Source organism: Thermodesulfobacterium commune DSM 2178 (assembly GCF_000734015.1).
Classification (GTDB): Bacteria; Desulfobacterota; Thermodesulfobacteria; order Thermodesulfobacteriales; family Thermodesulfobacteriaceae; genus Thermodesulfobacterium; species Thermodesulfobacterium commune.
The window spans coordinates 1,197,890-1,220,914 of sequence record NZ_CP008796.1 but is presented as its reverse complement, the minus strand read 5'-3'; the positions used below and the strand labels follow the sequence as shown (position 1 = coordinate 1,220,914).

The window sequence follows — 23,025 nt, the reverse complement described above, 5'->3', positions numbered from 1 at the left end:
GTTATGGATAGACAAGCCAGACTAAAAAAAGTTTTAAAAAATGTAAAAAGGATGGTAGTAAAGGTTGGTAGTGCGGTAATTACCAAACAGGATGAGGGATTAAACTATGAAGTTTTAGAAAACTTGGTTTATCAGCTTCAGAAAAAGGTTAAAGAGGGGTATAAGGTAGCTCTGGTTTCGTCAGGTGCGATTGCCTGTGGAAGGGCAAAGTTAAAGTTTTATAAAAAGCCTCTTGCTCTTTGTGAAAAACAGGCCTTGGCATCTATAGGACAGGCGGCTTTAATTCAGGCTTATGAAAACCTTTTTAATCAATACGGTATTTTTGTGTCTCAAATTCTTCTTACTGCAGAAGACCTATCTCTGAGGGAACGCTACCTTAACGCCAAAAAAACCTTTGAGACCTTGCTTAAATGGGGGATACTTCCTATAGTTAATGAAAACGATACAGTTACGACAGAAGGGATAAGATTTAGTGATAACGATACCCTTTCTGCTTTGGTTGCAGGAACCATCGAGGCAGACCTTTTGGTTATCCTTTCAGACATAGATGCCCTTTATAAGGAGGACCCAAGAGAAAACCCCCAGGCTGAAAAGATATCTGAGGTGTTTAGAGTAGATGAGACGATTTTTAAGATGGCAGGTAAAAAACCTGGAAGTCTAGGAAGGGGAGGGATGTATTCAAAGTTGCTGGCAGCTAAGATGGCAAACTCTATGGGCATTCCTGTGGTTCTTCTCTCAGGTAAGGAACCTTTTATTTTGGAAAAGTTTTGGGGAGGCCAAGAGATAGGTACCATCTTTTGGCCTGAAGAAAGAAAACTCAGCATGAGAAAACTTTGGATAAAATACTACATCAAACCAGAAGGTAGGATTTATATAGATGAAGGGGCTGAAAAGGCCTTATTAGAAAAAGGAAAAAGTCTACTTTTACCAGGGATTCAAAAGATAGAAGGAGAATTCCCAAAGGGTGCCTGTGTAGAATGTTTAAACCAGAAAGGAGAAATCATAGCCAAAGGCCTTACTGCATTTTCTTCCTATGATTTGCAAAATCTTCTCTCCTCTGATGAAAGACCTAACAAAGAGGTAATCCATAGAGATAATTTAGTAATCCTTAGCTCTTAAGCCCTGTTTTTTTCGTATTCTGTGATTTTTTCTATGATGGTGTGGGCTGAGTTAAAGGCTTTAAGGATGTTTCCTCCTTTGACCGCAAGGTCTCCTGCAAGAAAAATCTTAGGAAGGTTGGTTTCCAGATGTTCGTTTAGGATAGGATTTCCTTTTTCATCTAACTCTATTCCGATTTTTTTTAGAAAATTTTTAGGAGTGGTTCCTCCTAAACAGTAGATGATAACATCATAGAACTCAGTCGTTTCATCTTTAAAGAAGACCTTTATTTTTTCACCTTCAGGGGCTATCTGAATTATGTCTGTCCCTAATAAAAGTTTGATTTTTTCTTCTTTTTCTTTTTGATAAAGAAGGTTTAGGTTAGTTTCGTTTATCCTAAAAAAATAAGGCCTTCGGTAAGAAAGATGTACCTCGTTTTTGTCACAAAACTGAAGACTTACCTCAGCTGCTGTGTTTCCTCCACCTACCACTAAAATTTTTTTGTTTTCTAAGGCTACATCTGGTGGTTCAAAGAATACCCTGTTTTTTAGTTCAGAAGGAATGGGATATTCTGGTTTGTTAGGTGCACAAAAGATACCTATAGCAATGATTACAAACTCAGCCAAAAATGTGGGCTTATCCTTTACCCAGATTTCATAATCACCGTTATTCTTGACTATGTTGGTAACCTCAGAATTAAGTCTTACATCAAGTTTCCACTGTTTTATCCAGGAATTAATCCTTTCTAAAAACTCCTCTTTAGTTTCTGTCTCAAACGAGCAGAGCCCTATGGGTTTGACGTTTTTGTCTCGGTAATCAGCATCTACCCTTTTCCCTGGTTTGTAAAACTTGGAAATGGTATAGCATACCTCTTTATGTTTTTCCAGAACCACCACAGGCTCTAACCCTTTAGCTTTGGCTTCTATCGCGCAGGCAATACCTGCAGGGCCACCACCTACTATGGCAATCTTTACCCTTTCTAAGGGTTTTTCCATTACTATCCTCTTTATTTAATTTTTTGTTCCCAAGCCCAGGCGTGTTGGATGATGATTTCTAAGTTCTGAAACTTAGGTTCCCAGGAAAAAAGAGACTTAATTTTTCGATTATCGGCAATCAAAACCGGAGGGTCTCCAGGACGTCTTTCTGTCTCTATTACTTTAAAGTCAACCCCTGTGACCTTTTTTACAGCCTCTACCACCTGTCTTACCGAAACCCCAACCCCATACCCACAGTTTAAAACTAGGCTTTTTCCGCCATCAAGCAAGTATTCTAAGGCAAGGATATGAGCCTCGGCTAAGTCCATTACATGGATGTAGTCTCTGATGCAGGTCCCATCTGGGGTAGGATAGTTGGTGCCATAGATTTCAAGATAGGGATATTCTCCTTTAGCGGTTTTAAGGGCTCTTATGATAAGATGGGTAGGCTGGTTGTAGGCTGGTCCTAACTCAGCCTCTGGGTCTGCCCCTGCCACGTTAAAATATCTTAGGGCTATGTAGTCTAAAGCCTCTGCATGAGAAAGGTCCTCTAAGACCCTTTCTATCATCGCCTTGGTTCTACCATAAGGGTTGATGGGTTCTAAAGGTGCGTCCTCTGGTACAGGAATGGTTTTTGGTATACCATAAACCGCCGCTGAAGAGGAAAAAACAAACTTTTTAACCTTGGCTCTGCTCATCGCTGAAAGAAGTTTTAAGGTATTTTCTACGTTATTGCGGTAGTATTTTAGAGGAAAAGCTACACTTTCAGGAACCACGATAGAGGCTGCAAAATGCATCACAGCCTCAGGTTTTTCTTCCTTTAAGATTTTTTCTACCTTTTCTTCTACGGCAAGGTCTACTTGATAAAACTTGCCATAGGGGATTTTTTTTCCGGTGGTGCTAAGGTTATCGATGATAACCACTTCATATCCATTTTGGACTAAAAGTTTGGCTACATGAGACCCTATATATCCGCAGCCACCGGTGATTAAAATTTTAGGTTTTGCCATGTTAAAACCGTTTTACTTTTGTTTTGGATATGATACAATAAGTTTTGTATGTCGTCAACCAAAGTTTGGGTTAATAAACAGGTCGATTTAGAAGTTTTAAAACAATTTGTAACCAAAGGGTTTTTTACCCCGTTTCTTGCTCAAGTCTTGATCAATAAAGGCTTTACCAGCATAAAAGAAGCTTATCGTTTTCTCTTCCCCCAGCTTAGCGATTTTGGTGACCCTTTTTTGATTCCTGACATGTTACCTGCGGTAAAAAGAATATATCAGGCAGCTATTTCTAACGAGACCATAGGTATTTATGGAGACTCAGACGCTGACGGCATTATCGGAAGCTTTGTGTTGTATGATTTTTTGGTAAGTATTGGCTGTAAGGTTGAATGGCTTATTCCCAGTAAGGAAAAAGAAGGTTATGGTTTTCACGCCAAATTTTTGCCTTACTTCAAACAAAAAGGGGTAAGTCTTTTAATCACGGTAGATGTGGGAATTTCTGCAGCTGATACCGTAAACGAGGCTAAAGCCTTGGGAATAGATGTGATAGTTACAGACCATCACGAGGTAGTCGAAAAACCTGATACCATCGTGGTTTCTGGAAAGCTTACATCTAAAAGCTCTCCCTTTTATCATCTATGCGGGGCAGGGGTAGCTTTTACCCTGATAAGGGCTCTAAGAAAGTTTTTTTACGAGCAAGGGTTTTTTAGAGGAGACAACATCCCTCAGATACGAAAATACCTTGAGCTTGTGGGTTTAGCTACCTTAGCTGACATGGTGCCTCTGCTTGGAGAAAATCGCACGATTACCTTTTACGGGTTTAGAGACCTTTCCTCCCCCTCTTTTTTGGCAACAAAACTTCTTATAGAAAACTCAAGGCTAAACGGAACCCTTTCTGAAGAAGACCTACTTTATCGGGTTATTCCTAAGATAAACGCCGCAGGCAGGATGGGGACCCCTGAGTTGGTTTTTCAATTTTTAAAAGAAAACGAAGAAACTAAGGCTAAGGAGCTTTTAACTAAGATAGAGGGTATCAACCAGAGACGCCAGGAGCTTGAGTTAGAGATACTTTCTTCTTTAGAGAATTTGGCTAAGAGAGAGATAGAACGCTATCCTTTTATTTTTCTAGCTGCAGAAAATCTTCCCAAGGGTCTTTTAGGACTTATTGCTAATAGGTTAAAAAACCAGTATCAGGTTCCTGCTATCGTTGTTTCTATAGAAAACGGAGTAGGGTTTGCCTCTGGAAGAGCCCCTGAGGGGCTTAATCTTTTTAAGGCAGTTTCTAAGTGCGAAGACCTTCTTATTCAGTATGGCGGACATAAACATGCACTTGGATTTCAGGTAAGTCTTAATAACATAGAGGCCCTAAAATCTCGTTTAGCTGACGAAATCAAAAAATTAACTTTAGTTTCTAAACCTGAAAAAGAGATAGTATATGTTGAGGCTGAGGTAGAACTTGCAGAGCTTTTACATCCAGAAAACCTGAAGGCTTTAACTTATCTCCATCCCTACGGAGAGGCCCATCTCCCTCCAAACATTCTTATCAGAAATTTCGAGGTAAAAGAAAGATTTTTGTTAAAGGATAAACATTCTAAGTTTGTGCTTAAAAAAGGACTAAATGAGATCATCGCTATCTGGTTTAACCAGGTGGTAGAAGATGAAAGGATAAGGTTAGTTTTAGGTCAACCTTACGTAAACACCTACAGAAACACCTTAGAAATAAAGGTAGTTGATGTAAGATGAAAACCCGTACTATAAGTATAAGAGAGGAAAAGGAGGCTTTTGAAGAGCTTTACTTAGCACCTAAAGCTTGTAAGTCCCGATTTTCCCGGGGAAGAACTTATCCTGAAGAAGAGTGTGAGATAAGAACGGCTTTTGAAAGGGACCGGGACCGGATTATTCATTCCAAGGCCTTTAGAAGGCTAAAACATAAAACCCAAGTGTTTTTAGCCCCTAAAGGAGATCATTATCGGACGAGACTTACCCACACCTTGGAAGTAGCTCAGATAGCAAGGACTATAGCCAGGGCTTTAAATCTAAATGAGACCCTGACTGAGGCTATAGCTTTGGGGCATGACCTTGGGCATACTCCCTTTGGCCATGCAGGAGAAGAGGTCTTAAACGAGCTTTTAGAGGGTGGTTTTAGACACTATGAGCAGAGCTTGAGGGTGGTTGAGAAACTGGAAAAAGACGGAAGAGGCTTAAATCTTACGTTTGAGGTAAAGGAGGGTATTTTAAAACATTCTAAAGGGATGGGACCTATTCTAAGTAAGGGATCTGATAAGCCAAGCACTCTTGAAGCTGAGATAGTAAGGGTTTCAGATGTGATAGCTTATGTCAACCACGATGTAGATGATGCTCTAAGAGCAGGGATGATAGACTTAAAAGACCTTCCTCAAAATTCTAAAAAAATCCTGGGAGAAACCCATGCCCAAAGGATTTCTACGTTGGTAAAAAGTATCGTTTATTCTACCAGAGAGGCAAACTACTCTGAGATTGTGATGGAAGATAAGGTGCTTAGTGCTTTGACAGAGCTTAGAGAGTTTTTGTTTGAGAAAATCTATTTTTCCCAGTCTGTAAGAAAAGAGTTTGAGAAAGCCAAAAGACTGCTTTTACAGCTTTTTGAGTTTTATGACAAAAATTTTGAGAACATTCCTTATTTTATAAAGGCTAAATCGGTTTTTCCTGATGAGCCTAAAGAGAGATTGATAGCTGATTATATTTCAGGGATGACTGACAGATATGCTATCTACCAGTATTTTGAATGCTTTGTTCCTAAGCCTTGGCAAGGGCTGGAGAAGGTTTTTGGAGGCATAGACTATGAGCTATAAGAAGATAGGTTGGTTTACTACCGCAAGAGATAAGGCTGCTTTAGACCTGCTAAGGGTGGTATATTCGGAGATAAAAAAGGGAAACATACCTGCCAGATTAGAATATGTGTTTGTAAGCAAAGCACCAGATGAAGGAGAATGGGCAGAAAGGCTGATAAAAGAAGCTAAGGAAGATCTGGGGCTTAAGGTTATCTGTTTTTCTGCTGAACGCTTTAAACCAGAGCTTAGAAAGGCTCAAAGGGACCTCTGGAGAAAGGAGTATCACGCGGAGGTTTTAAAAAGGCTTGATATGGAGATAGACTTTGGGGTTTTAGCTGGTTATATGTGGATTACCTCAGAAGACTTTTGTAAGTCCTTAAGGTTGATCAATCTTCATCCAGCTCTTCCAGGAGGTCCTAAAGGGTCCTGGCAGGAGGTTATCTGGCAGCTTATTAGCGCAAGGGCTATGGAAACAGGGGCGATGTTTCATCAGGTAACTCCTGAACTTGACGAAGGCCCAGCCCTCACCTACTTTAGACTAAATCTTCGTACCCCTGAGTTTATCCCTTTGTGGGAAGAAACTGAGGCCAAACTTCTAAAATACCATCTTTCAGGGCTTAAAAAACTCGAAGGAGAAGAAAACGCCCTCTTTAGAAAAATTCGCGAAGAAGAACTGAAAAGAGAGTTGCCTTTGCTTGTGTTTACTTTAAAATATCTATGCGAGGAAAAAATAGGGTTTGAGGGAGATATCCCTGTTGATTTAACAGAAGAAATAGAAAAAAGCTTACCGGATTTTATCATAACTTAACCAGGAGGAAAGCGATGAAAAAGATTTTATATGTTGGATGTTTAGGTTTTAGTCTTTTGTTAGGAGGGTGTGTAGCCTCTCAAGATGAAATACAAGCTCTAAAGGTTAAGGTCCTTAACCTTGAAACTACCCTTCAACAGCAATCGCAAAACCAAAAGGCCATAGCAAACGAACTTAATCAGTTAAAAGAAAGGATAAATGCCTTAGAAAAAAAACTGAGCGAGGACCTGCTTTTAGAGGTAAAAACCAAGGCCTTAGCTGAGATAGAGGAACTTAAGTCTTCTCAGGCTAAGATATCTTCTCAGGTAGAGGACCTTGTGGCTTCAAAAGAAGACCTTTATAAGACCTTTACCAAACAATCAGAAGAGCTTAAAACCAGAATAGAAGCCCTGGAATTAAAGGTAAAATCTTTAGAAGAAAAGGGGTCTTCTTCTCAAGCCACTTCCTCAAGCGTATCTAACGAAACTGCATCTAAACCATCAAACCAAACTGTATCTAACGCAACCCAGGAAACCAAACCTCAAACCCTTACTTCTTCAAGTAACGCTACCTCTAACGGGACTGCTAAAACAGAGGCTTCCAAACAGCAAGGATCTCCTCAAAAAGAGCTAACTGAGGCTGAGGTCTACAGCCAGGCTTTTGACCTCTATCAGCAAAAAAAGTGGGATGAAGCTATGAATGCCTTTAAACAGTATCTACAAAAATACCCTAAAGGCAAGTTTTTAGCCCAGAGTCATTATTGGCTGGGAGAAATTTATTACAATAAAAAGGATTACGAAGACGCTATTTTGTCCTATCAAAAGGTTATAGAAAGCTCTGCTCCCGCGACTTTAAAGGCCTCAGCCATGTATAAACAAGCTTTAAGTTTTAAAAACTTAGGAGATAAAGATGCCTACACCATCTTATTGAAACGTATCATAAAACTCTATCCTAAAAGTAAAGAAGCTGAGGAGGCCAAAAAACTTTTAGGTATAAAAAGGTAGGTTAAGCTTTTTTAAGCCTGTAGGGGTTAATAGTCAACACAGGAATAGGAGAGTTTTTTACCACACCGTTTGCTACGCTTCCAAAGAGGATTCTATCAAGCCCTTTTTTCCCATGGGTTCCCATTACGATAAGGTCTGCCTTGACTTTTTCTCCGGTTTCGATGATCTTTTCAACCACGTCGCCTTTTACGATAATAGACTGAGCCTCAGGATAGTCAGCAAAGTGTTTCTTCATAAAGTCTTCCATAGACTTTTGAGCCCCTTCTAAAAGCACATTTTCAAGGTCTGTAAGGGTTTTTACCGAACCATAGAGTCCTTCATAGGCAGCCAAATCTTCTAAAACAAAGACAACATGAATTTTAGAATTAAGCTTTTTAGCAAGATCCTTAGCCCATTCAGCCACAAACTCAGAAACCTCAGAAAAATCTACAGGAACTAAAATGTTTTTAATCTCAACCATAAATCCCTCCTTGTAAGGATTTTTTTTATACTATATTTTATTTTTATGATAAGTTTAAAAGTTTTTTAATCAAGGGATAATATCATAAATTGCCGATAGAAATTTATAAACTTTGATGACATATCGTTTATCTAATTGGGTCTACCCGTAAATACCTCTATAACTTTAGCCCTACCCTTAATCTCCTTCATGAGCCTCTCTAAATGATTCATCGTGTCAATAAATCTTTTAACCTCATCTCTCAACTTGGCAAATCTTTATTAAAAGGCCTGTAGGTGATATTCAAGGTGTTTTTCAACATCCCCCTTGAATTAAATTCAGTCTACCTGCAGGAATTCTCAGACAAACGAAAAGTTTCTTACTTAAATTGATAAGAAAAGTAAACCTTAAGACCTTTCTCCTTGACGTAACTTCTTAAACATCCTTTTTCTTAAGCTGTGTCTTGGCCTTCTCAGGTTAGAAAATTTTTGGTATAATGTAACACTATTATAATGGAGATAGAAAATGCAAGCCTGTCCCATATACCAGACTACTGTAGAATCACATACCGAGACCTATACAGCCCCTTACAACGACCAGGAATACAAAAACTATGAATCTCACACCTGCGATATCCACTGGTGGAAGCCCGTTGAAGCTTATATCTATCTTAAAGTTTAAAGCAAATGGAATGAATTTTACTTTTCAGGGAGGAAAAAGATGAAATCCGTTATCCTTGCTGGAGGCTCTGGGACAAGGCTTTATCCAGTTACCCACGTTGTTAACAAACATCTTCTTCCTATTTACAACAAACCTATGATTTATTACCCTCTATCTCTAAGTATGCTTATCGGAATAAGAGAGACGATTCTGGTAGTTAATCCTCAAGATGTGGAAAACTTCAAAAGGCTTTTAGGTGATGGTTCTCATCTTGGCATGAGGATAGATTATGTGTTTCAGGAAAGACCAAGAGGACTTGCAGAAGGACTTATCCTGACAGAACTATATCTAAAAAACCAGAATTGTATACTCTACATGCTTGGAGACAACATATTTTTCGGGCATGACCTTCCCAAAATAATGCTTTCTGCAAAAGAGGAAGTGAGAAAAGAGGGTGGGGCTTGTGTTTTTGCCTACTATGTGCATGACCCAGAAAGGTTTGGTGTAGTTGAGTTTGACGAATCTGGGAGAGTATTATCTTTGGAAGAGAAACCTAAAAAGCCAAAGTCAAACTACGCAGTCGTAGGTATGTATTTCTATGATAGCGAGGTTTTTGAAATAGCTAAATCCATAAAACCATCTCACAGAGGTGAGTTAGAAATAACTTCTGTAAACGAGGAATATCTAAAAAGAGGAAAGTTGAAAGCTAAACTTCTTGGAAGAGGCTTTGCCTGGTTTGATGCTGGAACCCATGAGAGTTTCCTTGAAGCTGGAGAGTTTGTGGCAACAATTGAGAAAAAAACAGGACTCATGATAGGCTGTATAGAAGAGATAGCCTATAGAAACGGCTGGATAGATAAGGAGCAACTTTTAAAGCTTGCAGAGCCTTTGAAAAAGACTGATTATGGAAAGTATTTAATAAACCTTACTAAGGAAAGCTAAATGCCCTTTACTTTTAAAAAACTTGCTATTCCAGATGTGGTGCTTATTGTTCCTAAGGTATTTAGGGACGAGAGAGGATATTTTATGGAAACTTATAAAAGGTCTGAATTTGAAGTGGAAGGAATAAATGTAGATTTTATTCAAGATAATCATTCCTATTCTATAAAAGGCGTCCTACGAGGTCTTCACTACCAGAAAAAGCCTAAAGTTCAAGGAAAGCTTGTTAGATGCGTAGTAGGAAGAATATTTGATGTAGCTGTAGACATAAGAAAAGATAGTCCGACCTTTGGAAAATGGGTAGCTGTTGAGCTTTCCGAAGAAAACGGGTACATGCTTTGGATCCCAGAAGGATTTGCTCACGGATTTTTAGTTCTTTCAGATTTTGCTCATGTTATTTATAAGGTTTCAGGGGCTGAATACTCCCCTGAGCACGATGCTGGTATTATTTGGAATGACGAAGACATAGCGATTAAATGGCCTTTGGACCAGGTAGATAGGATAGTGTTATCCCAGAAGGATGCTAAACTTCCTAAATTAAGAGACTTGAAAGAGGAGGATTTACTTTGAAAGTATTAGTAACAGGTGGTGCCGGGTTTATTGGTAGTGCTTTTGTCAGGTTGTATGCTTCTGTGTATACCGTAGGGGTAGTAGATGCACTAACTTATGCTGGAGATTTAGAGAGACTATCTTCGATTGAAGGCTTGTATGAATTCTACCATGCAGATATAACAGATATGTCAGCCCTCAAGAAGGTTTTTGAAGATTTTCGTCCCGATGTGGTGGTTCATTTTGCTGCGGAAACTCATGTAGACAGGTCAATTTTAGAACCTCAGAAATTTGTTAAAACCAACGTAGAAGGAACTTTAAATCTTTTAGAACTTGCAAGGGAGTTTAAGATAGAGAGATTTGTAAATATATCTACAGATGAGGTTTATGGGGAATTAGGAGAGACTGGAAAATTCAAAGAAGACACCCCTTTAAACCCAAACTCACCCTATTCAGTAAGCAAGGCAAGTGCTGACATGCTTGGAAGAGCCTATTACAGAACTTATGGCCTTCCTGTTATCACAGTTAGACCCTCAAACAACTACGGACCCTGGCAGTACCCAGAAAAGCTGATTCCTGTGGTTATACTCAAAGCTCTTAAAAACGAACATATTCCTGTTTACGGCACAGGTATGAACATAAGGGAATGGCTTTACGTAGATGACTGCGCAAGAGCTATAGGTATGATTTTGGAGCAAGGTATTGTGGGTGAAATTTACAACATCTCAAGTGGGGAAGAAAAAAGAAACATAGAGGTGGTTAGGGAAATCCTGAGGTTATTGGGTAAAGACGAAACACTTATAAGGTTTGTTAAAGACAGACCTGGGCATGACTATAGGTATGCTACAGATGCAACCAAAATAAGAACTGAACTTGGTTGGGAGCCTAAGATTAAGTTTGAAGAAGGGCTTAAAAAGACGGTGGGTTGGTATTTAGAACACATAGATTGGGTTAAAGCTAAGCTAAGAGATCTTGAGGAACTCTGGAAAAAGGTTTATTCATGAAGATTCTCATAACTGGGGCAAAAGGGCAGTTAGCAAGAGAGTTTATAAGACAATTTACACAAAAAGGTACAGAGTTTGTAGATTTTTCAAGGGAAGAGCTTGATGTTTCTGATTTTAAGGCAGTTTTTAAGATAATTAAAGAAATAAAACCAACCATAGTTATAAACTGTGCTGCTTACAATAACGTCGATGGTGCAGAGAAAGAAAAAGAAAGAGCTTTTTTGGTTAACGCCATAGGCCCGTATAACCTAAGTGTTGTTTGTAGTGACATAAAAGCTTTGTTGATTCACTTCTCAACAGATTATGTTTTTGATGGTACAAAGGAAGGGCTTTATACAGAAGAAGACGAGCCAAACCCTTTGAATGAATACGGAAAAAGTAAACTCTGGGGAGAGCGTTTCATTCAGGAAAACATGGAAAATTACCTTATTTTTCGCACAAGCTGGGTATACGGAGAGGGAACGCAAAACTTTCTTTATAAACTTAACCAGTGGGCTAAAAATCAGGAATATTTGAGGATTGCCTGCGATGAGTTTTCGGTGCCAACATCTACAAGAACCATTGTAGAAGTGACCCTTAAAGCCATAGAACAAGGTCTTACCGGGCTTTATCATCTTGTGAATTCTGGCTATGCATCCCGCTTTGAATGGACGAGGGAATACTTTAGGCTTAAAGGTATAGATAAGTTTATCTACCCTGCCTATCAATCTGACTTTAACCTTCCTGCCAAAAGACCACGCTTTTCTCCCATGAGTAATGATAAAATATGTAAAAGGCTTGGGATAGAGATAAGGCATTGGAAAGATGAATTGATTGCCTTTTTTCAGTACAGCTATGAAGTCTAAGTAACTAATTCCATATTTCTGGATAAATTTTTGAAATGTGAGACTTCCCAAACCAAAGCTTTTTTTCTCTCCTGGGGCTCTGTCTAATTGGTAAGATTGGGTACCAAAGACATAACAAAATAGAGGAAGGAAATAAGTTCCTTCCTCTATTTAGGATTAAAAATCTCAACAGAATAAGCTTTAGTTTTGTAATTTTAAGCCTTTAGCATCAAGCTCAGGTCTTTTTCAGGCTCTGAGATAAGCCTTATGTTATAGTTTTCCGCTAAGAATGAGACCACGTTTTCAGACAGAAAGGCAGGCAAACTTGGACCAAGAAAGATGTTTTTAATCCCAAGGTATAAGAGGGTAAGCAAGATGGCTACTGCTTTTTGCTCATACCAGGAGACCACCAAAGAAAGAGGAAGCTCATTTACCCCTACTCCAAAAGCCTGACTCAGAGCCAAAGCTATCTGAATGGCAGAATAGGCGTCATTACATTGCCCTATGTCTAAAAGCCTCGGTATACCTTCGATATCTCCCAAGTCTTTATCGTAAAATCTGTATTTTCCGCAAGCAAGGGTGAGGATAACGGCATCCTGAGGCACTATTTCTACAAACCTTGTGTAATAGTTGCGTCCAGGTTTAGCCCCGTCGCAACCGCCTACCAAGAAGAAATGTTTGATCTTTCCTGCTTTAACCAGTTCTATTACCTTGTCTGCTACAGAAAGTACCGCGTTTCTGGCAAATCCAACCATAACCTCTTTCCCTGGGTTGTCTTCGGTAAAACCTGGCATAGAAAGGGCTTTTTCGATTACCGCAGAAAAGTTTTTACCCTTTATATGGGTTATCCCTGAAAACCCAACCGGCCCCAAGGTAAAGACTCTGTCTTTGTATTCTTCCTTAGGAGGCATAAGGCAGTTGGTAGTCATAACGATAGGCCCAGGGAAGTTAACAAACTCTTTTTGCTGGTTTTGCCAGGCGGTGCCGTAATTACCGTATAGATGAGGAAATTTTTTTAGCTCAGGATAGCCATGAGCAGGGAGCATCTCCCCATGGGTATAGATATAGATGCCCCTTCCTTCTGTCTGTCTAAGCAGCTCATAGAGGTCCTCTAAGTCGTGTCCAGAAACAAGGATGGCTTTTCCAGCTTTGGTGCCAAGAGGCACTTTGGTAGGCACAGGATGGCCAAAGGCCTGGGTGTTTGCTTTATCGAGAAGTTCCATAACCTTAAGGTTTAACTCTCCTACCTCTAAAGCCCTTTTAACCCAGGCCTCTAAGTCTCCTTTTTCCTTATAAACGTCTACCAAAAGCTGTTTGAATTTGCGATAAACCTCTTGGTCCCACACCCCCAATTTATGTGCATGGTAGGCATAGGCAGCAATTCCTTTTAACCCATAAAGCACACAGAGTTTAAGCGAAAAGATATCTTCCCCCCAAACTTCTTTAAACTTAGGGTCTATTTCATATTCTTTAGCAAGGTTTATCAACTCATCCATGCTTGCCGCAGGGATTTTGTCAAACGAGGACTTTACCTGGTAGGTGTTTTCGATTTTTTCTGTTAAGGCAGAGGTCTCTTCGAGGTAAGCTTTAATCCTTTCAGGGTCAAAATTGACGTTAGTTAGGGTTGCAAACATTCCTTCCATGATGAAAAAGTCTACATCTGAGGCATCATATCCTTTAGGTTGAGCCAAAAGATAGGCCTCTGAAAGCCCTGCCAGGTTATAAATCAGTAAGTCCTGTAAAAGGTCAGCTTCTGGGGTTTTTCCACATACCCCTTTTACTGTACAAGCCTTGCCTCCTGCAGTTTGTTCGCACTGGTTACAAAACATCTTTGCACCTCCTTTTTTAAGTTTTTATATAAATAGAAAATAAATTAGAAAAGAAGATTTTTCCTTGACTTAAGTCAAAAAGGACTATACCCTTAGCCTTTCATTTTAAAACCCTAACCTATTGACAAAACCATAAAATATTTTAAGTTTTATTTATACAGACGGTTGGGGGATCGTCTAATTGGCAGGACAGTGGACTCTGGATCCACGAGTGGAGGTTCGAGTCCTCCTCCCCCAGCTTGTTTCCTGAATTTCAGAATACTCCTCTAAATTCTGCACACAACGGCACACATTTTAAAAAAATATACATTTCCTAAATTGCCGATAGAAATTTATAATTTATATTCATGTTTTCCCATTTTCCAATATGTCTAAACGATTTATAAAATCTTTACCTGGTTCAAACAGAGGTTACAGCACCTTGCAACATACAAGCAGAAAAACAGACATCCCAAGATGACTTACAAGGGATTTCGTGGAGATAGACTTATGATTACGGCCTTTAAAGAGTGCCTTTGATAGTTTATCATAAATTTAAGGAAGGCAATAGGGATGATGGGCATGTAAGGGGACACTTGTCAAGAGAATTGTGTCTCCTTATAAAATCTCTTTACAAACATTTGCCTCAATTCGTATAAAGCAGACTTAATTAAAGGAAGTGGTTTTTGCCATCTCGTTTTCTGAATCCGACTTACTGTTATGTATATCGCAACCTCTGCTGTCTTGATTGATTGAAAATATCCCCCTGTATTTACCCTTATCAGCTCTATCCTGCTATTTATATTCTCAACCACATTCGTCGTGTATATATACCTCCTCACCCCCTCAGGATATTTCTTATAAACAAAATAATGCTCCTTCTTTTTCAAAAGTCCCTTTATATAAGCTGGATACTTCTTCTCATAACTCTTACATAATTCCTCAAATCTAATTAAGGCCCTCTCATACTCCTCTATCCTCTTTATAATGCTTAACTCCTCATAAAATTTTTTAGCATCCTGCTTAGACATGTTCCTGTTGATGTTCCTTTGCATGTGTACAAAACAAAGCTGATGATCTGTCTCAGGAAAAAGGGCTTTTATGGCTTGAGCAAGGCCAGGAAAATCATCACTCACTATTACCATAACCCTCTTAACTCCCCTCTTTATCAAATCATTAAGTATCTGGAGCCAGTCCTCCTTCGTCTCTGAACCAAAATAAATGTAATAAGAAAGTAAATTTTTTCTTCCCTCCATATCTATTCCGATGATATTATAAATAACTGCTTTTCTGATTCTGTTGGCTTCGGTATCTTTTATCTGAGTATGATAAGCGTCTATAAACATAGCAAACAAATTTTCTGGCAATTCTTTGGTTTTTAATTCTTTGGCTTGGTTATACAATTCTTCTTTAATTTCTTCTATTTGTTCTGGAGAGTAGGGAAGTTTCATAGATTGCAAGAGGGCTTTGATTTTATTGGGGGAGTAGCTTTGGAGAACGAGGTTAAGGATAAAGTCCTGGAAAGATTCATCAGCTTTTTGCCATTCAGGAGGAAGAATAGCAGGTCTGAATTCAGATTTTCTATCTCTTGGGACAGAGATACCAAGGTTACCTAAGAAACAGGCAAGTTGTCTTTCATAGTAACCATTAGCTTTATTATCAATACTATCTCTAAGGAATATTTCTCTTTCTTTTTTCATGAGAGCGTTTAAGAGGAGTGCAGCAGCCATTTTGATACCCTCTTTTGATTCAATTTTTGAGATTTCACTTAAAACTTTTTCTAAATCTAAGTCTAAGTTTTTCATTTTACAGACCTCCTGGTTAGTTTAGTCTTTTAGGTTTTATGTTATCATTAATTTAAAAAATATTAAAAATTTTTATTATGCCTCTAAAATATTTTATTAAAAGACACAATTTATATTCTACTCCCTGTAAGGGCGATAGAGGCAGTTTTTGAGGTGATACGACGAATCAATGAGAGAGGCTTGTGAAGGAGATCTTGATGAGGGCTAAGGTGATAGAGGTATTTTCATGGGGGGATTCAGTTTACAAGGTGGTATATTTGGTATTAAAAAGTAATTCCTATTTTTAGGAGGGAGGCTTCTTACCCTAAATTGGCAGACACAATTAAATAAACACTATGAGCAAAAATTTTTGGCAAAGTTTTATATGAAAAACTTTCTCCTTTTGTGGGTTCCCATCCACTTTTTCTTGAAATATACCGCAGTCACTTGATTTTATACGACCAAGGGGATTTTAAGCACCTCATTGAGTGTTTAGAAAGGCTTAAGAAGATAGGTGCCTTTGTAGAGAAAAAACTTGGTAGCCATGCTTACTGGCAAATAGACTATGAAAAGATTGACGAAGGATTTATAATATAATTATAGGAAATTTTAAAAAATGAGGGTGATAAAATGTAAAGCTTAAAAGAATTGATAGAAAAATTACCGCTCGAACCTCAGGAAGAGGTGAGAGATTTTGTTGAGTTTTTGCGGGAGAAGAAAGTTAAAAGAGAGCGCGGGAAATTGCGTCTTAAATATACTTCAGCTTTGAGGATTACATTAAAACTAAGTGGCTACACTACACAATTGAGAGGCTACTTTTCCTTATGGAAGAATGCATCCTTGACATCCTTGACCACCTTCTGGCAGGCAAGTTCCAAGTGGTAAGCGATAGCTACGAAGAGATAATAAAAAACGCATACAGAGAAGGCATCGTAGACGAGGAGCTTTTTGAAAAGCTAAAGGGACTTGGTGCCTTTCGCAACGTCCTTGTCCATGAGTATCTTGAACTTTCTCACGAAGAGGTATACAGAAACTATCTGAGGATTAAGGGTATGATAGACCAGGTAATAGAGCATCTGGAAAGAATTGTGGTATAATAAATATCTGAGGAGAAAAGAAGTGCTAAGTTGACCCATCGGTCAGGCTTTAGTTGAGGAGCTAAGTTTGAAAATTAAACTTAAATATAAAGGTATTAAAAATTGCAGGAGGTGGTGAATTATGAATCTAAGGACAGTTTTTATGCCGGAAGATGCAATCATTAATCTTTTGAAGACATTACCTGAAGATGTATTAATAGACATATTCTGGAAGACAATAGTTGAAGTTGATGTTTCCCCGCTTACCGCTGAGGAAAAAGAAGAGATTAAAAAGGCTAAAGATGAATATGGAAAAGGGGAAACAATTAAGTGGGAAAATTTAAAATAGAGTTCTCAAAGAACGCTGCAAAGGATTATAAAAAATTACCTAAAGATTATAAGGTATTGATTGATTTAGTCTTAACAAAACTTTCTGAAGGTCAACAGTTAGATATAAAACCAATTTTGGGAGAGAAAGATTGTTATAGAATTAGAGTTGGCAAATACAGGATTCTATTTACAATCATTGAGAATACTATTTTGGTTACAAAAATAGGCGCAAGAGGAGATGTTTATAAATAAAGAATCTTCCAAAGTATATATAGTAGAGGTTTCGGATTTGCTCGGATGTATGGCAGATGGGCAACTTATGGAAGCGTTAAGCAGAATGTTCAGATGATAATAGAAAAAATGGATAGAAAAGGCAAGAAAGCTTTGAAGAGAGGTCTTCTAAAGGTCGCAAAAGTTAACCGCCCTGTGGAATGGAGAAATGGCCTCTTTACCCTAAATTGCCGATAAAAATTTATAATCATCCATAATCTCCCTATTTTTCAATTGCTCTAAACGATTTATAATATCACCTATTGGGTTAAAAAATTTTCTAAATCACTTCAAAATCCTAAAAACTAACGAACCTATCACCCCTCGTTCAGGACTTGCTCTTGTTGATGCCTTCCTCAAAAATTCTGGAATAAAAACCTTAATAGACCAACATATGCCTTTACCTGGTTCAAACAGAGGTTACATCACCTGGCAACATACAAGCAGAAAAACAGACATCCCAAGATGACTTACAAGGGATTTCGTGGGTATAGACCCATGATTACGGCCTTTAAAGAGGTGCCTTTGATAGTTTATCATGAATTTAAGGAAGGCAATAGGTATGATGGGCATGTAAGGGCGATAGAGGCAGTTTTTGAGGTGATACGACGAATCAATGAGAGAGGCTTGTGAAGGAGATCTTGATGAGGGCTAAGGTGATAGAGGTATTTTCATGGGGGGATTCAGTTTACAAGGTGGTATATTTGGTATTAAAAGTAATTCCTATTTTTAGGAGGGAGGCTTCTTACCCTAAATTGGCAGACACAATTAAATAAACACTATGGAGTATCTTGAAGAATCTGGCATAAATTAGCTGATAGAGGACTATAACAATTAGTTTTTTTCGAAAGGTTAATCCAGGGTCTTGTCAACTGGGATTTAATAGAAAAATTTGGGGAGAAGGCGTTAAGGAAGATGAAAAAAGAGGAATTAGTTCAAAACATGTTACCGCTGATAACTTTTTATGAAGAAGAATTTTTCAAAAATGGACTGAAAAATTTAAGGTTGGTTAAGCCTACATAAACAAATCCTTAAGTTTTTAATTGTTTCTAACTTTAATCTAAAGAGAGCCCTTGAAACTATGAATGGGTAAGAGTGTTGTTCACTCTTTACAGAGCTATTTAATTTCCTTGATGCCCTGGAAATTAAATAATACTGGTTACCTCGGTTGTCCTCGTTTTTGAACGAAGGTTGTTTTATCAAGTTATTTGGTAAAAAGAAAATAGTGTAGTCGGATATTTAATTGTATCTTAATCTTGTGATGTATGAAATCTTTAACTCTTTGAAAATACAAAAAATTGTCCTTAGTACTTGAAAAATCCTCCGAATCGGCTAAAGTAATTTTATTATGCAATCTTCAAAACTTAAGGAATTAATAGATCAGCTTCCTCCCGATCTATATCAGGTAGTAGAAGACTTTATTGAATTTTTATTGACAAAGAGAAAAAAACCAATCAAACCACCAACTTTTGAATGGGCAGGAGCTTTAGAGGATTTACGAGATAGTTATACCTCTGTGGAACTTCAACATAAAATTTTAGATTGGCGAAGTGGCAAATCGTGAAACTTTTACTTGATACTAACATTTTTATCGAAATCTTATTATCATAAGAAAAATCTAAAGAGGCTCTTTTACTTTTATCTAATACAAATAAGTATGATTTTTTTATTTCTGATTTTTCTCTTCATTCCATTGGGATATTACTGTTTCGCAGAAGACAACACGAGATATTTAAAAAGTTTTTTGACGATATTATCATTGGAGGTATAGCTACACTAATAACTCTCCCATTTAGGGAATTTGACCGAATTATAAAATATGCACAACAATTTAATCTTGATTTTGATGATGCATATCAATACGCTCTTTCTGAGTATTATGGACTTACTATAGTTAGTTTTGATAGCGATTTTGATAACACGATAAAAGGACGAAAAACACCAGCAGAATTGCTTGATTAGATACGTTTACTATTACAAGTAAAAAAGTTCCATGTCATAGTTGATAGGCTAAGCAAACGATAATCTCACCCAGTTGCCCTATTTGTCAAACTGAAGTAGCAACTCACGCCAAAACCTATAAAAGCCTTCACAACCAGCAAAAATACAAAAAACAAATGCTCTGTCTGTAACCTTCACTGGTAGGAGCAGTTCTTTACTCTTTGCAGTCTTTCGTATATAATACGAAAAAGGAGTCTAATATGCTCCCTGATTTAGCGTTAAGCACATGAGAAGAAACTCTAATAAAAAATTCTAAGGTTTTTATTGCCTATATTTTTGGTTCTTTAGACACTTGTCAAGAGAATTGTGTCTCCTTATAAAATCTCTTTACAAACATTTGCCTCAATTCGTATAAAGCAGACTTAATTAAAGGAAGTGGTTTTTGCCATCTCGTTTTCTGAATCCGACTTACTGTTATGTATATCGCAACCTCTGCTGTCTTGATTGATTGAAAATATCCCCCTGTATTTACCCTTATCAGCTCTATCCTGCTATTTATATTCTCAACCACATTCGTCGTGTATATATACCTCCTCACCCCCTCAGGATATTTCTTATAAACAAAATAATGCTCCTTCTTTTTCAAAAGTCCCTTTATATAAGCTGGATACTTCTTCTCATAACTCTTACATAATTCCTCAAATCTATTTAAGGCCCTCTCATACTCCTCTATCCTCTTTATAATGCTTAACTCCTCATAAAATTTTTTAGCATCCTGCTTAGACATGTTCCTGTTGATGTTCCTTTGCATGTGTACAAAACAAAGCTGATGATCTGTCTCAGGAAAGAGGGCTTTTATGGCTTGAGTAAGGCCAGGAAAATCATCACTCACTATTACCATAACCCTCTTAACTCCCCTCTTTATCAAATCATTAAGTATCTGGAGCCAGTCCTCCTTCGTCTCTGAACCAAAATAAATGTAATAAGAAAGTAAATTTTTTCTTCCCTCCATATCTATCCCGATGATATTATAAATAACTGCTTTTCTGATTCTGTTGGCTTCGGTATCTTTTATCTGAGTATGATAAGCGTCTATAAACATAGCAAACAAATTTTCTGGCAATTCTTTGGTTTTTAATTCTTTGGCTTGGTTATACAATTCTTCTTTAATTTCTTCTATTTGTTCTGGGGAGTAGGGGAGTTTCATAGATTGCAAGAGGGCTTTGATTTTATTGGGGGAGTAGCTTTGGAGAACGAGGTTAAGGATAAAGTCCTGGAAGGATTCATCAGCTTTTTGCCATTCAGGAGGAAGAATAGCAGGTCTGAATTCAGATTTTCTATCTCTTGGGACAGAGATACCAAGGTTACCTAAGAAACAGGCAAGTTGTCTTTCATAGTAACCATTAGCTTTATTATCAATACTATCTCTAAGGAATATTTCTCTTTCTTTTTTCATGAGAGCGTTTAAGAGGAGTGCAGCAGCCATTTTGATACCCTCTTTTGATTCAATTTTTGAGATTTCACTTAAAACTTTTTCTAAATCTAAGTCTAAGTTTTCCATTTTACAGACCTCCTGGTTAGTTTAGTCTTTTAGGTTTTATGTTATCATTAATTTAAAAAATATTAAAAATTTTTATTATGCCTCTAAAATATTTTATTAAAAGACACAATTTATATTCTACTCCCGTTCTTTAACCAAAGGCAAAAGTATTAAAGATTCCGATCTTGTTTTAGCCATTTACACCACTAAAGATTTTAGCTGGAAGGACTACTATGATTACGTCATATACCTTGAAAAGCATAGAAGGGCAAGCAGGGATGGTCTATAGAAAGGAAAGTATTCTAAGAAGGTTAGAAAAGCTTAAAGAATACCGAAGAGACCTTTTGGAATTAGGAGACCTGAGCTTTGAGGATTACATTAGACATTTTCTATGCCGGAATATACAATCATTAATCTTTTGAAGACATTACCTGAAGATGTGTTAATAGACATATTCTGGAAGACAACGGTTGAAGTTGATGTTTCCTTACTTACCGCTGAGGAAAAGAAGAGATTGAAAAGGCTAAAGATGAATGTAGAAAAGGGGAAACAATTAAGTGGAAAAATTTAAAATAGAGTTCTCAAAACATGGTTAAGAGGGTTGTTTACTCTTTATAGAAATATTTAATTTCTTTGATGCCCTGGAAATTAAATAATACTGGTTACCTCGGTTGTCCTCGTTTTTGAACGAAGGTTGTTTTATCAAGTTATTTGGTAAAAAGAAAATAGTGTAGTCGGATATTTAATTGTATCTTAATCTTGTGATTTATTAAATCTTTAACTCTTTGAGTTCACAATTTAAAGATAATCTCTTGAAACTGAGGATTAGTGTTGGTATAGTTATAACGGTGCTTAATTAAATCTATGGGTAAGGTTAAAAACAAAACATGAAACTTCTTTTCTGGAAAACTCTTTTTGATTTTTTTAAACCTGAGAGAGTTTTTGATGCAGTTTTAAGAAGTTCTTTTATCAATATACTTGCAAGAGGTTTTGGTTATTTAAAAAACTTAGCCATAGCGATTTTTCTCGGGTTTTCTTATCAAACCGATGGTTTCTTTATGGCCTTATCTTTACTTGGTGTTTTTTTGATCTTCGTTGATGTGTTTGACTCAATCGGTGTTCCCAACCTTGTACAAGCAAGGCTAAAGGACATGAAAGAGTTTGAAAGCCTTGCAGGGCTTTTACTTACCTTTACAGGTGTTCTCGCCATAAGTCTTACGGCTTTAGCCTTTTTTACCTTGCCTCTTCTTCTTAAAGTTCCTTTTGGTTTTAAAGAGTATGCACTTGAGTACACTAAAAGCTCTTTCCTCCTTTTACTTCCTTATTTATTTTGTTCTTTCTTTTTTCATCACTTTGGTGCTGTACTTAGAAGTCAGAGGCTTTTTACTTCTTATTTTTTGGGAGAGTTTATATTTTCCTTTTTCAGTTTTCTTTTTATTGGGTTAGGCCTTTATTTGTGGCGTGATGTTAGGGTGATACCAGTAAGTTTTTCTTTGGCTCAAGCCCTTTCAACTTTGTACCTTGCTTATTTAGCAAGAACACATTTGAGGTTTAGGTTTTTTTATGACGGAAGAGTTTTGGTTATGTTTAAGCAATTTTTGATGCTTCTTGCTCTATATGGGGTTTTTCACCTTTTTGTGCTGGCAGACAGGGCCTTTGCCTCGGTTGTTGGGGAGAAAGGGGTATCTGCTCTTACTTATGGTTCAATGCTTGCTTTTGTTCCCAGAGGGATTATAAAGTTTGAGCATATAGCTATAACTTCACTTTCAGAAGTAGGAGGTGCATGGGAAAAATTAATGTTTTACACGAAAAAGCTTATTTTACTTGGAAGTGCTTTTGCTCTTTTTTTCTTTATTTTTTCAGACATGCTTGTAATCCTTTTTTTCAGACATGGAGCTTTCACTCAAACAGACGCAAGTCTTACAGCCATGGCTACAAGGTTTTATGCTCTTTCTCTACCTTTTGTTATTCTCTGGCCAGTTTTCTTTAGAACCTTTCAGATAAAAAACGAATTCTCTCAGGTTTTCTTTGTAGCACTTGCAGGTATTTTAGTAAACATTGTTTTAAAGTATTATTTTGTTATGGTTTTAAAGCTTGGTATTATTGGTATCTGCCTTGGGACCTTTTTTGCTCACATAGTACTTTGCGGACTATCTTTTTGGTTTTTAAGAAAACTTGCTAACTAAG

General features: G+C 37.5%; 25 protein-coding genes, 1 tRNA gene and 2 pseudogenes. 22 read left to right on the top strand and 6 right to left on the bottom strand.

Features of this window, described 5'->3' with window-relative positions; translation table 11 throughout:
* Positions 1-3: 3 nt before the first annotated feature.
* Positions 4-1,119: a glutamate 5-kinase gene (gene proB, locus HL41_RS06210; RefSeq protein ID WP_022856049.1), complete on the top strand. Its 1,116-nt coding sequence runs from the start codon at positions 4-6 to the stop codon at positions 1,117-1,119.
* Here the strand turns inward: proB and HL41_RS06205 are convergent.
* Both HL41_RS06205 and galE read right to left on the bottom strand, forming a co-directional pair.
* The gene (locus tag HL41_RS06205; RefSeq protein WP_022856048.1) at positions 1,116-2,093 is read right to left on the bottom strand and encodes an NAD(P)-binding domain-containing protein; all 978 of its coding nucleotides are present in this window, start codon (positions 2,091-2,093) and stop codon (positions 1,116-1,118) included. The genes proB and HL41_RS06205 overlap by 4 nt on opposite strands.
* A gap of 11 nt (positions 2,094-2,104) precedes the next feature.
* Positions 2,105-3,082: a UDP-glucose 4-epimerase GalE gene (gene galE / locus HL41_RS06200; RefSeq protein ID WP_022856047.1), complete on the bottom strand. Its 978-nt coding sequence runs from the start codon at positions 3,080-3,082 to the stop codon at positions 2,105-2,107.
* A gap of 48 nt (positions 3,083-3,130) precedes the next feature.
* Between galE and recJ the strand changes: the two genes are divergently transcribed.
* Genes recJ through ybgF form a run of 4 tightly spaced genes read left to right on the top strand, consistent with a single transcriptional unit; the run spans position 3,131 to position 7,674 of the window.
* Positions 3,131-4,816, top strand: coding sequence for a single-stranded-DNA-specific exonuclease RecJ (gene recJ, locus HL41_RS06195; RefSeq protein ID WP_022856046.1), 1,686 nt, complete (start codon positions 3,131-3,133; stop codon positions 4,814-4,816).
* Between the two features lie 11 nt (positions 4,817-4,827).
* A complete protein-coding gene (locus HL41_RS06190) occupies positions 4,828-5,904 on the top strand; it encodes a deoxyguanosinetriphosphate triphosphohydrolase (RefSeq protein ID WP_051132423.1) in 1,077 nt (358 codons plus the stop codon).
* Positions 5,894-6,691 (top strand): formyltransferase family protein, encoded by a 798-nt coding sequence (locus HL41_RS06185; RefSeq protein WP_022856044.1) that lies wholly within the window; start codon positions 5,894-5,896, stop codon positions 6,689-6,691. The genes HL41_RS06190 and HL41_RS06185 overlap by 11 nt, the downstream gene beginning before the upstream one ends.
* A 14-nt stretch (positions 6,692-6,705) precedes the next feature.
* On the top strand, positions 6,706-7,674 hold the full coding sequence (gene ybgF, locus HL41_RS06180) for a tol-pal system protein YbgF (protein WP_022856043.1): 969 nt from the start codon (positions 6,706-6,708) through the stop codon (positions 7,672-7,674).
* 1 nt (position 7,675) lies between these two features.
* Here ybgF and HL41_RS06175 read toward each other — a convergent pair whose 3' ends face one another.
* Positions 7,676-8,134 carry a universal stress protein gene (locus HL41_RS06175; protein ID WP_038062480.1) on the bottom strand — a complete coding sequence of 153 codons (459 nt, stop codon included), beginning with the start codon at positions 8,132-8,134 and terminating at the stop codon, positions 7,676-7,678.
* Positions 8,135-8,638: 504 nt separating this feature from the next.
* Here HL41_RS06175 and HL41_RS09510 point away from each other — a divergent pair.
* From HL41_RS09510 to rfbD, 5 genes are read left to right on the top strand one after another with little or no spacing between them, the layout of a single operon-like run.
* Positions 8,639-8,794, top strand: coding sequence for a hypothetical protein (locus HL41_RS09510; RefSeq protein WP_156095587.1), 156 nt, complete (start codon positions 8,639-8,641; stop codon positions 8,792-8,794).
* A 39-nt stretch (positions 8,795-8,833) separates the two neighbouring features.
* Positions 8,834-9,715: a glucose-1-phosphate thymidylyltransferase RfbA gene (gene rfbA, locus HL41_RS06170; protein ID WP_038062483.1), complete on the top strand. Its 882-nt coding sequence runs from the start codon at positions 8,834-8,836 to the stop codon at positions 9,713-9,715.
* Entirely contained in the window at positions 9,716-10,282 is a 567-nt protein-coding gene (gene rfbC / locus HL41_RS06165; protein ID WP_022856039.1) for a dTDP-4-dehydrorhamnose 3,5-epimerase, read from the top strand.
* The gene (rfbB, locus tag HL41_RS06160) at positions 10,279-11,265 is read left to right on the top strand and encodes a dTDP-glucose 4,6-dehydratase (protein ID WP_022856038.1); all 987 of its coding nucleotides are present in this window, start codon (positions 10,279-10,281) and stop codon (positions 11,263-11,265) included. The genes rfbC and rfbB overlap by 4 nt, the downstream gene beginning before the upstream one ends.
* Complete coding sequence (gene rfbD, locus HL41_RS06155; RefSeq protein WP_022856037.1) at positions 11,262-12,110, top strand: dTDP-4-dehydrorhamnose reductase; 849 nt, start codon at positions 11,262-11,264, stop codon at positions 12,108-12,110. Before rfbB ends, rfbD begins: the two co-directional genes overlap by 4 nt.
* A gap of 194 nt (positions 12,111-12,304) precedes the next feature.
* Here the strand turns inward: rfbD and hcp are convergent, their stop codons facing one another.
* Positions 12,305-13,918: a hydroxylamine reductase gene (hcp, locus tag HL41_RS06150; RefSeq protein ID WP_038062485.1), complete on the bottom strand. Its 1,614-nt coding sequence runs from the start codon at positions 13,916-13,918 to the stop codon at positions 12,305-12,307.
* Between the two features lie 166 nt (positions 13,919-14,084).
* On the opposite strand from hcp, the gene HL41_RS06145 reads away from it, so the two are divergent.
* Positions 14,085-14,156, top strand: a tRNA-Gln gene (locus HL41_RS06145).
* 340 nt (positions 14,157-14,496) lie between these two features.
* Here the strand turns inward: HL41_RS06145 and HL41_RS06140 are convergent.
* Positions 14,497-15,702, bottom strand: a complete 1,206-nt coding sequence (locus HL41_RS06140) for an IS256 family transposase (RefSeq protein WP_038549552.1) — start codon at positions 15,700-15,702, stop codon at positions 14,497-14,499.
* 384 nt (positions 15,703-16,086) lie between these two features.
* Between HL41_RS06140 and HL41_RS06135 the strand changes: the two genes are divergently transcribed.
* From HL41_RS06135 to HL41_RS10005, 9 genes and pseudogenes are all read left to right on the top strand, one after another.
* Positions 16,087-16,278, top strand: coding sequence for a hypothetical protein (locus tag HL41_RS06135; protein WP_038549713.1), 192 nt, complete (start codon positions 16,087-16,089; stop codon positions 16,276-16,278).
* Between the two features lie 51 nt (positions 16,279-16,329).
* Positions 16,330-16,419 (top strand): annotated as a pseudogene (locus HL41_RS10010) (DUF2281 domain-containing protein); the annotation flags it as partial.
* Between the two features lie 14 nt (positions 16,420-16,433).
* Positions 16,434-16,778: a type VII toxin-antitoxin system HepT family RNase toxin gene (gene hepT, locus HL41_RS06130; protein WP_081856494.1), complete on the top strand. Its 345-nt coding sequence runs from the start codon at positions 16,434-16,436 to the stop codon at positions 16,776-16,778.
* A 121-nt stretch (positions 16,779-16,899) separates the two neighbouring features.
* A complete protein-coding gene (locus HL41_RS06125) occupies positions 16,900-17,106 on the top strand; it encodes a hypothetical protein (RefSeq protein ID WP_038062924.1) in 207 nt (68 codons plus the stop codon).
* The gene (locus HL41_RS06120) at positions 17,088-17,339 is read left to right on the top strand and encodes a type II toxin-antitoxin system RelE family toxin (protein WP_038062921.1); all 252 of its coding nucleotides are present in this window, start codon (positions 17,088-17,090) and stop codon (positions 17,337-17,339) included. The genes HL41_RS06125 and HL41_RS06120 overlap by 19 nt, the downstream gene beginning before the upstream one ends.
* A gap of 483 nt (positions 17,340-17,822) precedes the next feature.
* Complete coding sequence (locus tag HL41_RS09505) at positions 17,823-17,990, top strand: hypothetical protein (protein WP_158506231.1); 168 nt, start codon at positions 17,823-17,825, stop codon at positions 17,988-17,990.
* Positions 17,987-18,133, top strand: a complete 147-nt coding sequence (locus tag HL41_RS09500) for a hypothetical protein (RefSeq protein WP_156095590.1) — start codon at positions 17,987-17,989, stop codon at positions 18,131-18,133. Before HL41_RS09505 ends, HL41_RS09500 begins: the two co-directional genes overlap by 4 nt.
* A gap of 572 nt (positions 18,134-18,705) precedes the next feature.
* Entirely contained in the window at positions 18,706-18,921 is a 216-nt protein-coding gene (locus tag HL41_RS06115) for a DUF2281 domain-containing protein (RefSeq protein WP_038062919.1), read from the top strand.
* A gap of 86 nt (positions 18,922-19,007) precedes the next feature.
* Positions 19,008-19,319, top strand: a pseudogene (locus HL41_RS10005) (PIN domain-containing protein); the annotation flags it as partial.
* A 334-nt stretch (positions 19,320-19,653) separates the two neighbouring features.
* On the opposite strand, the gene HL41_RS06110 reads toward HL41_RS10005, so the two are convergent.
* A complete protein-coding gene (locus tag HL41_RS06110) occupies positions 19,654-20,859 on the bottom strand; it encodes an IS256 family transposase (RefSeq protein WP_038549575.1) in 1,206 nt (401 codons plus the stop codon).
* A 370-nt stretch (positions 20,860-21,229) separates the two neighbouring features.
* Between HL41_RS06110 and HL41_RS06105 the strand changes: the two genes are divergently transcribed.
* Both HL41_RS06105 and HL41_RS06100 read left to right on the top strand, forming a co-directional pair.
* Positions 21,230-21,409, top strand: coding sequence for a hypothetical protein (locus HL41_RS06105; RefSeq protein ID WP_028843187.1), 180 nt, complete (start codon positions 21,230-21,232; stop codon positions 21,407-21,409).
* Between the two features lie 316 nt (positions 21,410-21,725).
* Entirely contained in the window at positions 21,726-23,024 is a 1,299-nt protein-coding gene (locus HL41_RS06100; RefSeq protein WP_038060115.1) for a lipid II flippase MurJ, read from the top strand.
* Position 23,025 lies beyond the last annotated feature (1 nt).

Coding starts and splice junctions, on each gene's coding strand:
- proB (WP_022856049.1), top strand. CDS start 4: ATGGATAGACAAGCCAGACTAAAAAAAGTTTTAAAAAATGTAAAAAGG.
- HL41_RS06205 (WP_022856048.1), bottom strand. CDS start 2,093: ATGGAAAAACCCTTAGAAAGGGTAAAGATTGCCATAGTAGGTGGTGGC.
- galE (WP_022856047.1), bottom strand. CDS start 3,082: ATGGCAAAACCTAAAATTTTAATCACCGGTGGCTGCGGATATATAGGG.
- recJ (WP_022856046.1), top strand. CDS start 3,131: ATGTCGTCAACCAAAGTTTGGGTTAATAAACAGGTCGATTTAGAAGTT.
- HL41_RS06185 (WP_022856044.1), top strand. CDS start 5,894: ATGAGCTATAAGAAGATAGGTTGGTTTACTACCGCAAGAGATAAGGCT.
- ybgF (WP_022856043.1), top strand. CDS start 6,706: ATGAAAAAGATTTTATATGTTGGATGTTTAGGTTTTAGTCTTTTGTTA.
- HL41_RS06175 (WP_038062480.1), bottom strand. CDS start 8,134: ATGGTTGAGATTAAAAACATTTTAGTTCCTGTAGATTTTTCTGAGGTT.
- HL41_RS09510 (WP_156095587.1), top strand. CDS start 8,639: ATGCAAGCCTGTCCCATATACCAGACTACTGTAGAATCACATACCGAG.
- rfbA (WP_038062483.1), top strand. CDS start 8,834: ATGAAATCCGTTATCCTTGCTGGAGGCTCTGGGACAAGGCTTTATCCA.
- rfbC (WP_022856039.1), top strand. CDS start 9,716: ATGCCCTTTACTTTTAAAAAACTTGCTATTCCAGATGTGGTGCTTATT.
- rfbD (WP_022856037.1), top strand. CDS start 11,262: ATGAAGATTCTCATAACTGGGGCAAAAGGGCAGTTAGCAAGAGAGTTT.
- hcp (WP_038062485.1), bottom strand. CDS start 13,918: ATGTTTTGTAACCAGTGCGAACAAACTGCAGGAGGCAAGGCTTGTACA.
- HL41_RS06140 (WP_038549552.1), bottom strand. CDS start 15,702: ATGAAAAACTTAGACTTAGATTTAGAAAAAGTTTTAAGTGAAATCTCA.
- HL41_RS06125 (WP_038062924.1), top strand. CDS start 16,900: ATGAATCTAAGGACAGTTTTTATGCCGGAAGATGCAATCATTAATCTT.
- HL41_RS09505 (WP_158506231.1), top strand. CDS start 17,823: ATGACTTACAAGGGATTTCGTGGGTATAGACCCATGATTACGGCCTTT.
- HL41_RS06115 (WP_038062919.1), top strand. CDS start 18,706: ATGCAATCTTCAAAACTTAAGGAATTAATAGATCAGCTTCCTCCCGAT.
- HL41_RS06110 (WP_038549575.1), bottom strand. CDS start 20,859: ATGGAAAACTTAGACTTAGATTTAGAAAAAGTTTTAAGTGAAATCTCA.
- HL41_RS06105 (WP_028843187.1), top strand. CDS start 21,230: ATGCCGGAATATACAATCATTAATCTTTTGAAGACATTACCTGAAGAT.
- HL41_RS06100 (WP_038060115.1), top strand. CDS start 21,726: ATGAAACTTCTTTTCTGGAAAACTCTTTTTGATTTTTTTAAACCTGAG.